Source organism: Bradyrhizobium sp. CFUWI, from assembly GCF_056429085.1.
This window is the reverse complement of the sequence record NZ_JBWJZE010000010.1, coordinates 316,843-326,868: the sequence shown is the minus strand read 5'-3', so window position 1 is coordinate 326,868 and position 10,026 is coordinate 316,843. Positions and strand designations below refer to the sequence as shown.

Here is a 10,026-nt window from a genome sequence, read left to right as displayed (position 1 = left end):
AGCCTTGACGGCAGCACACCGGATCAAGCCTACTTCACCCCGCTGCCGCTCCGCACGGCAGCCTAACCCCGGCAGAGGCTCCACTTATCGACGCGGATATTCTGTTCAGACAACCGGGGCCAGCTCAGTAGACGGCGCGAAGCTCAACCAGGCTCTTGTAAGGAACGTGAGAACCTAGCCGGCGATGCCAAGGGAAAAGGCCCAAGCGGCCCCAACCGCAAGGCCGAAAGTACCGATGCGCCGGAGGGGGGCGGACTGCTCCGTAGTAGCGAGGAAGCGGCTGTAATGGTCGTGGAGCGAAGGGGGTGGGTCATCGACGATGAATCGGGCCAACTGGCAACGGGAGGAGCCCGAAGCTCAACGGAAGGCGGCAGCCTTCAATCGATGGCACGAGCCGGATGATGCGAGAGTATCAAGTCCGGATCTGTGAGAGGCTCAGGGGTGAAATTCCCTGGGCCTACTCGGCAACAGCCGACTCAGACTTTTCGAGAACGCTTCGATGTCACGGGCGCCTTCCTCAAAATACTAGGGCGCCCGGAAGCGGCGGGGGCGAACCGAAGAAACCCGCAATGCGGCAAATGCGACCATCACGATCAAACTCACCAAAATCACGTCCTTCGGCGGAAACTTGTCCGTCCGGCCCGACCATCTTCCACAAAAAATGGAATTTGCCGTGATGGTGATCGACGCCGCTAGCCAAGACAATCGTTGTCCTCGGCAAGCGCATTTGGAAGTCGGCGATATGCCGGATCAAAGCTTCCCGACCCACTACACTCGCGGTCGGGTCCTCATAAGCTCCATCCTCGCTCCAGGATATTTGCAAAAGGCGACGGCGCTCCGCTTCGTCGGCTTCTAGCCAAGCCGCCCCGTAAGCGCGGATAATTTCGAGTACATCGGTCATGCAGCCATCTCCCCCAGATCAGGCCCTTGTCCACGTAATAATGCCCCGCCCCATCCGGCCCCCAAGCATGGGGTTGGCTTGCTGAGCGGTCGTGATCGAAAGAGCATCGCCTTCCAGCTTGAAAAACCGGGTCTGCTCGGTGCCATTCCAAGCGGGGTGCCAAGCGAGATCGACATTGGTGATGAATTTGTCATCGCCTTCAGTCCTACAGGTGCCGGTGTAAGCCATCATGGTCTTGAAAAGCGCCGAGCCGTCAGCGTCTTCCTTCGGTGGCGCGCGATCCGCGCGCGTCAGGATCGCCATCACCCGTCCCTCACCGGTATGGATCATATAACCCGACGGGTTTGGGCCAAACACATCGGCGATCTCCCCCGTGTCGGCAGCTTCAAATTGGATAGATTTTAACTTCCAAAGGCCAACCAATGAGGCATGATTGCTTTGCGACATTGCCGCTTCCCTCTGAGTTTCGGCCCTGCGACGCGCACGGTTTGACCTGCTCGTCAGGGCACATGAAAGCTAGCCTTGAAAGTGTTATTTGGCTAGCGACGACCGTCCCCTCTGGGTCAATCGCGTCGGTCTGACGGTAAGCCAGCCACTTCCGGTCTACCCCCGGAAGCGGGCATCGTAACGGCCGCCCAGCATGTCTCAGAATGGGATGGACCGGCCGTGCTCCTGCCCCGAACCGCTCAGAGAGTGAGCGAGGGCCTAAGAGCACGAGGAGCGCACCGCCATGCCTTTCAAGACAGACACCGCAACCGTCCGCACGATTGGCATCGATACCGGCAAGAACACGTTGCATATGATTGGCCTGGATGAGAAGGGTACAATCGTTTTGCGGGAAAAGGTCGCTCGCGGCCGGATCGCCGCACGACTTGTAAACGTGCCGCAATGCCTGATCGGCATCGAAGCCGGCATGGCAACGCACTATGTTGCCCGCGAGCTAACTGCGCTTGGTCACGACGTAAAGCAAGTACCGCCGGCTTACTCTAAACCGTTCCGGCAAGGCCATAAGAACGACTTCCGGGATGCCTACGCGGTCGCCGAAGCCGTGCAGCGTCCCGCGACACGCTGCGTTCCAGTGAAAACCGACCATTAACTAGATCTACAGGCGCTCCATCGCGTTCGATCCCGCCTCATCCGCGATCGTGCAGCTGTGATCAACCAAATCCGCTGTTTCCTTCTTGAACGCGGCATTCCTGTGCGGCAAGGACTTCGCTTCCTGCGACGTCAACTTCCAGACCTCCTGGCTACACGTACCGACGTATTGTCGCCCCGTATGGTCAGGATTGTTGAGGACCTGGTCGGCGACTGGTCGCATCTCGATGAGCGAATCGAAAACGTGACGAGCCTTGGCGCGCGACGACGCGAGCTGTCGGCAGTTGATGACGGTTCCGGGTGTCGGCCCGATCATTGCAAGTGCAATGGTGGCTGCGATCGGCAACGGCACTGCCTTTGCAAAAGGGCGCGACTTTGCGGCGTGGCTCGGCTTGGTACCGAAGCAGATGTCCACGGGTGATCGTAGGCCGCATCACTAAACGTGGCAATCGCTATCTGCGCACGCTCTTCATGCAAGGTGCCCGCGTTATTTTGCTCAGGCCGGCAAACTGGGCAAAGCACAGTTTTGGCCGTTGGCTAACGGCCGCAGCACAACGCTTACATCATAACGTCCTGGCAACCGCACTCGCCAATAAGCTGGCGCGGATCACCTGGACTATGTTGGCGCAGGCACGCAGCTACGATGCGCGCGTCGAGCCAGGAGTGGCGTAACATCAGCGTGTTTGGGACCGCCGAGGGGATGTCCAAGGCTGATCCATCACGCAACGAGTAATGCACAGGTTCACCTGCCGAGGTCTGCGAGTTGGATTGAGGAGGTGGAGAAACGGTCTCGCCGTCGCATCCGTGAACTGGTGGCACTAGCGGCCTTTCAGGGCCTTTCTCAGAATGAGATCGGATGTGCGCGGATATCCATGATGGCCAGGAGCACAAACCCTCCGTTCAAGGGCCGGATACAGAAGCGCAAGACCAATCGTCTCCAGATCGTCAAATCCAGCTTGCAACGCACGGCCGGTCCATACAAAAGTGCCACAAGACGGACCTGTGGACGCCTCGAAGAAGATGACGAAACCGACCTTCACGCGGGCATAAAGACCGAAATCGAGCCGTCGGTCGGGCGCCCCCTATCCCGATTCGTACGCCGGATAAAGTCCTGGGGATATCTGGAGCGCATTGCGTGATGAAGTAGAACCCGCACCAATCAATCGGGAAGCCCAGCCTTGATAAAAGCTTCCATAAACTCGGCTCTGAGCTGGGGTGACCTCTCCAAGGCGGAGGCACGGCCGTCGATCGGCGCCATGCCGGTGATTGACGGATACACTCTGCCATCAGTCTCCGAGCATCATCCATGCGATCTGCACCCACATAGCAGAGGATTGCCTGCCCCATTCCAACGAGGAAGAATGGAGGAAATGCTCTGACTGCCCTGTCCGCCCAATCTGCTGCCTCGGCGTGTCGTCCAGCATTGTGATTTGCGAGCGCGATGCCCAGCATGGCGTTGTAATTGAAGGGATCGCGCGGACTCAGCATCATGGCGCGTTCGAAATCGGCAATCGCTTCATCCGACCCGCCATTCCAGGCGCGCAACAGGCCTCTGAAATTATAGGCGCGCGCGTAGTTGGGATTTGCAAGGATGGCGCGCTCGATCATTTCAGCGCCGCCATCGTAGGCGAGCTGGAACCAGAACAGGTTGAAGCCAACGACGCTTAGGGCCGCGGCATCGTCCGTGCCCATCGCCTTCAGCCGATCGGCAAGCCGCAGTAGCTCGGCGTTATCTTCGGCGACATCGCCGGGCCATTTGTTGGCGCGCCGCCACCCTAGACACGACGCAACACCGCCATAGGCGGGCGCGAAATTCGGATCAAGCGCGATCGCGCGCTTGAAGTCTTGCATGGCGGAATCATTGTTCTCGGCGCTGGTAGGAAACTCGGTATGGGGCAAGCCGCGATAGAACGCCGCAAAGGCATCGATGTTGCCGGCCGACCGCCGGCCTGCGCGTTCCATCTCGGCGCGATCGAGCTCCGGCGTGATCGCGCCGACCACCTGTCGCGTGACCTTGTCTTGCAGATCGAACATGTCGTCCAGCGCACCGTCGAAGCGATCCGCCCAAATATGGGCCGCGGTCCCGACATCGATCAGTTGTCCGGAGATCCTCAAGCGCGCCCCCGCCCTGCGCACGCTCCCTTCGAGAACGTAGCGCACGCCAAGTTCGCGTCCGATCTGCTTAATGTCGACGGTCTTGTCCTTGTAAGTGAAGCTCGATTGTCGGGCGATGACGAACAAGGACCTGAACCGCGACAGCGCCGTGATGATGTCCTCGACCAATCCGTCGGCGAAGTAGTCCTGACCGGGATCATCTGAGATGTTCTGGAACGGAAGCACGGCAATCGTAGGCTTGTCGGGCGGCATCGTCCGCATGGGCGTTGCATTTGAGTCGACCTCCCCATCGACTTCGCGAACAGCGCCCACGAAGCGGACACCCTTGCGCTGCAAGGTCTTGATCAGGCGCTGCTCGCTACCGCTATCGCCGATCGCCGCGCGTGCCGAATTGAGCCGAGTTGCCAGCGCCGCGTCTGTGACGACACGGCGTCCCCACACGGCGGCAATCAGGTCGTCCTTGCTGGTGACATGCTCGCGATTGCGGATGAGATACACAAGCAGGTCAAAAACCTGGGGCGCGATCAAACCGCTTCGGATCCGCGACGCAGCTCCCGCTTGTCGGTATCCAGCACTAAGTCCTCAAACAGGTAGCGCAACCGTCTGCTCCGATCGAACCTGGCCAAGCGGCCTGGATGTGCAAACTTAGCGGTTGAATAGGAAAAAGTAAGGGGTCGGAGAAGTGTCCGGACCGGACCTCCGTCATGCTGCAGGTGCGCTTCGACGCGCAGGACAGAGGATAGCCGGGAGATCCAGATGCTGTATGATAAGCACGGAGCTATCGATTATTGCGAGCAAGGAAAAGGACCGACCATTGTCTTCGTGCCCGGTTCCTGGGCGACACGGTCGGCTTGGGGCAACATTCTCGAGGCGTTGGACAACCGCTTCCGCACTGTAACCACCAGCCTGCCGGGGTATGGCGGCACACGGGAAAGCCGGATGCCGGCGAATTGCTCAATCGACCGGTCCTCGGAAACCGTCGAAGCGGTGATCCGTCGCGCTGGCGGCCCCGTGCATCTCGTCGGACATTCCTATGGGGCGCTGGTCTGCCTCGACCTCGCGCTCTGTGGGCTGATGCCCCTGATGAGCCTCACGCTGATCGAACCCGTGGCGTTCGGCCTTCTGCGCCAGGCAGGCGAGTTCTCGCTCCATGAGCAGTTCGCGACAATGCGCGATGACTGCGTGCGGTCATTCGAGGCCGGCGAGAGAGATGCAGCCCGGCAAATTGTCGATTATCTTGACGGCCCCGGACGCTTCGCTGCCCTGCCGCCTTGCCTGCGGGAGCAAATCATCACAAAGACGCCAACCCATATCCTCGACATGCGTTCGGGTTTCGATCCGAAGACGGAGTTGCTGCGAAATATCCTACTGCCGACCCGCGTTGTCCGGGGTGAACGAACCTCGCCAGCTCTGCGCAAGTGTGCGGATATCCTGAGCCGCGCATTGGCGAACGCATCGTTGCATACGATTGGCGGCGCGGGTCATTTCATGACGGCTACGCACGCCGCCGAACTGGCCGAACACGTTAGCGATCATGTCATGAAAACCGAATCCCTAGCGTGGGCCGACCTGAGCTTCGTTTCTCCCTTCGGGATTCCATTCCGGAACTCCACGTGAGCCGGATAGCCTTCTGCGCCGGTAACAGTTGCAAGTACCCGGCGTGAGGTCGCCTTTGGGTCAACCTGAGAAGTGCGGGCGCTCAACCGGCAAATCGGCTTTACGCCCAACACCGGACATGGCCTTGGATCGCGCAAACTGACGCTTTGTGCCAGAAGCGGTCATTCGATCACATCGTCCGTACCGCGCAGCGGGCTATTCGGGCAACCCTGCTTTCCGAAGACCCTCAATCAACAGCTTTACGTTTTTGCCGGCCCCCCGGGCGATAAGCGCCGATATTGTAAAGGCGGGATCGATCTCAAGCGCCCGCGCCGCCGCGTCGTGCGCCTCAGCGTCACGTCCGAGATGGGCGAAGGCGGACGCGAGGCAGCGGCAAGCTGGCATATAGGAGGGATTCTGACGAAGGGCTTTCTTCAATACGACGATGGCCTCGTCAAAGCGACCAAGCTCAATAAGGGCCACCCCAATGCCAAGAAACGTCATGTATAGCAGCGGGTCTACCGGGCTCATGCGAACGGCACGTTCAAAGCTCCGGATCGCTTCCTCCGGCAGCCCCGCAACTCTATAGACGTAGCCTCTGTTGTTCCATGTGCGCCATGAATTTGGGTTGAGCGCGACCGCCCGGTCAGCCATTTCGATCTCGGCTTCACTATCGCCGACCATGTACGCCGAGATTACGGCAGCCCTTGACAACGTGTCCGGATCACCATCGTCGATGCTCAATGCCAAACGAGCAAGCCGAACTGCTTCCTTGCGGTCGAACTGGGGATCGTTGGCATAGCCCAAAACGACGTTGCTCACATGACAGTCACCTGCCAGAGCCGCGGCAGAGCCGAACCGAGGGTCGAGCTCCAAGGCCCGATGAGCCAGCCTGATCGCCTCGGCGAACCCTTCGCGGGTCGCTAGGTAGTACTGCGGCAAAGCTCGGAGGAAATAATCATACGCGGTGAGGTTCTCCGGTCGCCGCCGCATCGCCATTGCAATTTCTGTTTGAAGCATCTTTGGCTCAATAGCCGAGACGACGGCGATGGTTACTTCGTCCTGGAGAGCAAAAACGTCGGTCAGGTCACGCTCGAATCTGTCCGTCCATAGATGCGCGCCTGTAACCGCATCGATCAACTGCCCTGTGATGCGAACTTTCCCCGACGCCTTCCGCACAGACCCCTCGACGACATAGCGCACGCCGAGCCTGCGCCCGACTTCCTTGATATCGACGGCTTTGCCCTTGAAGGTGAAACTCGAGTGACGTGCGATAACGAACAGAGACTTAAAGCGCGACAGCGCAGTGATGATTTCTTCCACCATGCCGTCGGCGAAATATTCCTGCTCGGGATCGCCGCTCATGTTCTCAAACGGCAGCACGGCGATGGAGGGTTTGTCGGGGAGCGCAAGGTCGGGTTTTTGAAGTTCTACCTGGTTGTCGGCAACTGCTGCGCCTGCCGGTTCCTGCGCTTCCCGGATTGCTCCGACGAAACGGAAGCCCTTGCGCGGTAGTGTTTTGATGAAGCGCTGTTCCTCGCCGGAATCGCCGATTGCAGTCCGGGCGGCATTCAGGCGGGTTGTCAGCGCCGCGTCGGATACGCTGCGCCCATTCCAAATGGCTTTGATGAGGTCGTCCTTGCTGACAACCCGCTCCCTGTTGCGGATCAGGTATTCGAGCAGGTCAAAAACCTGCGGTGTGATCGACACCGCATCCGCCCCCCGATGCAGTTCGCGCCGTTCCGTATCAAATGTGTAATCCTCGAAGAGATAGCGCAAGCTGCCATTCCTTCCCGGGGTTGCCTCTGTACTAGCGCATGAAGAGTAAGCCGCCGGTTAGAGAAATGTAAGCCACCAGTTAAGCGCGCCCGCGTATCTTGCGGCAACTTCTGCCTAGTGAACGGTCCAGACAGGACACATCCTCCAGACAGGACGCATCCTAATAAGCACGATCGGCGAGACCACTGAGCTGCGGCCGGTAACCGCAAGGCGGCAGGTCTACAGTCCTCTCGAAACATATTGGAATGCATTTCAGGAGTGGCGCAAACGCCGGAGATTCCTGGCCAACTTGTGCGACCTAAGTGACAGGGAGCTAATGGATATCGGTATTACGCGGCGAAATCGACTACCTCGCTTCGCATCGGGATTGCGATCCGCGAGGCGTCCTATCCGGCGAATGAATGTCGATATCTAGCAGCGATGGACGTTCGGAATGGTCACTACCAGAAGCGTCGTAGCGCAAATGCTGACTTCCGATATGGGTCAAGAGCGACGATTTCGCGATGTCCGCGTTGCCTCCGCTTTACCCCTGAAAGCCGACATTCATCGTAAGGTGCGGCATGTCTCAAAGGTGCCCAAAAGCCAAAGTAGCCAGTTCCTCGGCTAGCTGGTACACCATCTTTTTTGGAGATTGGTCATGGCAGTTAGTAAGTCGGACGACCTTCCGCCGCACGTTAAATTAATTCAGATGGGCCGGGGCTTTGTTGTCGCGAGAATAGTCTATGCAGCGGCCAAGCTGGGGCTGGCCGATCAACTCGCCCCCGGCCCGAAGAGCGCTGCGGAGCTTGCCGAGTCTATGCACGTGCATGCGCCTTCGTTGCACAGGCTGATGCGAACACTGGCAAACCTGGGTATTCTGACCGAGCGCACGGAACAGCGTTTTGCCCTGACCGAATTAGGCGAGGCGCTGAAGACCGGCGCGGCTGGCTCGGCACGATCATCCGTGATTTTTTCCGGCAGTCCGTCGTCTCAAAGAGGTTGGGACAATGTGGTTTATTCCATTGAGACCGGCAAACCCGGCTTTGAGAAGGCGCACGGCGAAACGTTTTTCGACTACCTTGGCCATCATCCCGAGGACGCCTCGCTGTTCAGTGAGATGATGGTCGGTATCCACAGTCAGGAGCCTGCAGCCGTCGCCGCAGCTTATGATTTCTCAGTCTTTGAAACTATTATCGACGTCGGCGGCGCGACCGGCAACATGCTCGCGGCCGTCCTCTCCCATCATGCCAGACCGCGCGGCATCCTTTTTGACCGGCCGCACGTTGTGACGGACGCTCCGACTTTGCTCGACGCCAAAGGCGTGAGTGATCGGGTGACGATTGAGGCCGGCGATTTCTTCAAGAGCGTCCCCACTGGGGCGGATGCTTACATCCTTTCGCACATCATCCACGATTGGGACGAGGATCAATGCCTGACTATCCTTGGCAATGTCCGCAAGGCAATGAACCCGGCCTGTCGTCTGCTCCTCGTCGAAATGGTGCTGCCCCTCGGCGACACCCCGCATCCAGGGAAAATGCTCGACATGACGATGCTCGTTAGTATGGGAGGTCAGGAGCGAACCGAAGTCGAATACGGGTCGCTTCTGACCAAGGCCGGTTTCCGGCTAACGCGGGTTGTCCCAACCAGCTCTGCGGCGAGCATCGTGGAGGCCGTGGTGGCTTGAGCGAGAGTGGATGTAGGACGTCCGTTGTGGGGTCAAAATCCGAAGAACTCAGGTTGAGTAAATCTGGTCCGCTCCAGCCCGGTGAGCGGACCTCTGTCGGATGCGGCGCAACTTCGCAAAGGGCCACGAACAGATATACAAACAGCTTGTCGGAATGCATGCTGCAAGGTGGCGCGCTGTTAAGCCCATCCGATCTGCAGTCGCCCTATTTTGCCAGATCGATGAGCCAGCAGCGCAGGGAGTAAGAGAAAGACCTCCTCTACAAATTCGAGCGTTATTGTTTGCGCGGATCGTCAGCTGGATTGATGTAATCGATGCCACCCGGTGCAACAAACTGAACTTGAAGTATCCCTTCTTCGCTTCCGGTCCAGGCGTAGTGCGCGTGTTTCGCGGGGTATACCCACAACGAGCCTGGCTTTAGCAGATCACCAGTCTTTTCGAATTTCTCACCATGGCTGCTTCCGACGGCGCCACTAATGACAGTAACCACTTCAGAATAGGGATGGGTGTGCGGCGGCATTTGGAAATTCGTTGGAAACTTGATGCGCAAGACAACAACGTCACCCGCTTTCGTTGGGTCGCCGACCAGAGTGGCAATCTGCACATCCTTTGGAAAGGCGGAATTCTCCTTCCATACGAGTGTGTCGGGCATTACCCGAACCTCGGTGTTTTGCGCGGCCGCCGGAATGGAGAGTGCGACCAAACTGGTTGCCATCAGAACTAATTTCTTCATGGCATATTCTCCAAGTTCTTTGCAGCAAGGGATGCAAGTCGCAATGCAGCGAACGTACGAGAGTGAGAGTAAGCTGCGCTGGGACGGCGCGTACGCCACGGAAACAACCTACCTACCCTTGCTAGAGAGCCATAAAGGCAGAAG

General features: G+C 58.6%; 8 protein-coding genes and 1 pseudogene. 4 read left to right on the top strand and 5 right to left on the bottom strand.

Annotation, left to right across the window (positions count from 1 at the left end):
* Positions 1 to 517 precede the first annotated feature (517 nt).
* Positions 518 to 901, bottom strand: a complete 384-nt coding sequence (locus tag AC066S_RS23370; protein ID WP_135171768.1) for a nuclear transport factor 2 family protein — start codon at positions 899 to 901, stop codon at positions 518 to 520.
* Positions 902 to 919: 18 nt separating this feature from the next.
* Positions 920 to 1,348, bottom strand: a complete 429-nt coding sequence (locus tag AC066S_RS23365; RefSeq protein ID WP_135171769.1) for a lipocalin-like domain-containing protein — start codon at positions 1,346 to 1,348, stop codon at positions 920 to 922.
* 283 nt (positions 1,349 to 1,631) lie between these two features.
* Between AC066S_RS23365 and AC066S_RS23360 the strand changes: the two are divergent.
* Positions 1,632 to 2,668: pseudogene (locus AC066S_RS23360) on the top strand (IS110 family RNA-guided transposase).
* Between the two features lie 273 nt (positions 2,669 to 2,941).
* Here AC066S_RS23360 and AC066S_RS23355 read toward each other — a convergent pair.
* Positions 2,942 to 4,639, bottom strand: coding sequence for a winged helix-turn-helix domain-containing tetratricopeptide repeat protein (locus AC066S_RS23355; protein WP_478270692.1), 1,698 nt, complete (start codon positions 4,637 to 4,639; stop codon positions 2,942 to 2,944).
* Positions 4,640 to 4,867: 228 nt separating this feature from the next.
* Here AC066S_RS23355 and AC066S_RS23350 point away from each other — a divergent pair, with 228 nt between their 5' ends.
* Complete coding sequence (locus tag AC066S_RS23350; RefSeq protein WP_135171771.1) at positions 4,868 to 5,728, top strand: alpha/beta fold hydrolase; 861 nt, start codon at positions 4,868 to 4,870, stop codon at positions 5,726 to 5,728.
* A 195-nt stretch (positions 5,729 to 5,923) separates the two neighbouring features.
* On the opposite strand, the gene AC066S_RS23345 is transcribed toward AC066S_RS23350, so the two are convergent.
* A complete protein-coding gene (locus AC066S_RS23345) occupies positions 5,924 to 7,486 on the bottom strand; it encodes a winged helix-turn-helix domain-containing tetratricopeptide repeat protein (protein ID WP_135171772.1) in 1,563 nt (520 codons plus the stop codon).
* Between the two features lie 139 nt (positions 7,487 to 7,625).
* On the opposite strand from AC066S_RS23345, the gene AC066S_RS23340 reads away from it, so the two are divergent.
* Together AC066S_RS23340 and AC066S_RS23335 are read left to right on the top strand one after the other, a co-directional pair.
* The gene (locus tag AC066S_RS23340; protein ID WP_478270698.1) at positions 7,626 to 7,901 is read left to right on the top strand and encodes a DUF1127 domain-containing protein; all 276 of its coding nucleotides are present in this window, start codon (positions 7,626 to 7,628) and stop codon (positions 7,899 to 7,901) included.
* Positions 7,902 to 8,123: 222 nt separating this feature from the next.
* Entirely contained in the window at positions 8,124 to 9,149 is a 1,026-nt protein-coding gene (locus tag AC066S_RS23335) for a methyltransferase (RefSeq protein WP_135171773.1), read from the top strand.
* A 274-nt stretch (positions 9,150 to 9,423) separates the two neighbouring features.
* On the opposite strand, the gene AC066S_RS23330 is transcribed toward AC066S_RS23335, so the two are convergent.
* Entirely contained in the window at positions 9,424 to 9,882 is a 459-nt protein-coding gene (locus AC066S_RS23330) for a cupin domain-containing protein (protein ID WP_135171774.1), read from the bottom strand.
* Between the last annotated feature and the right edge of the window lie 144 nt (positions 9,883 to 10,026).

Excerpts from the sequence above, each read along its gene's own strand:
- AC066S_RS23350 (WP_135171771.1), top strand. The coding sequence starts at position 4,868 with ATGCTGTATGATAAGCACGGAGCTATCGATTATTGCGAGCAAGGAAAA.
- AC066S_RS23330 (WP_135171774.1), bottom strand. The coding sequence starts at position 9,882 with ATGAAGAAATTAGTTCTGATGGCAACCAGTTTGGTCGCACTCTCCATT.
- AC066S_RS23335 (WP_135171773.1), top strand. The coding sequence starts at position 8,124 with ATGGCAGTTAGTAAGTCGGACGACCTTCCGCCGCACGTTAAATTAATT.
- AC066S_RS23370 (WP_135171768.1), bottom strand. The coding sequence starts at position 901 with ATGACCGATGTACTCGAAATTATCCGCGCTTACGGGGCGGCTTGGCTA.
- AC066S_RS23365 (WP_135171769.1), bottom strand. The coding sequence starts at position 1,348 with ATGTCGCAAAGCAATCATGCCTCATTGGTTGGCCTTTGGAAGTTAAAA.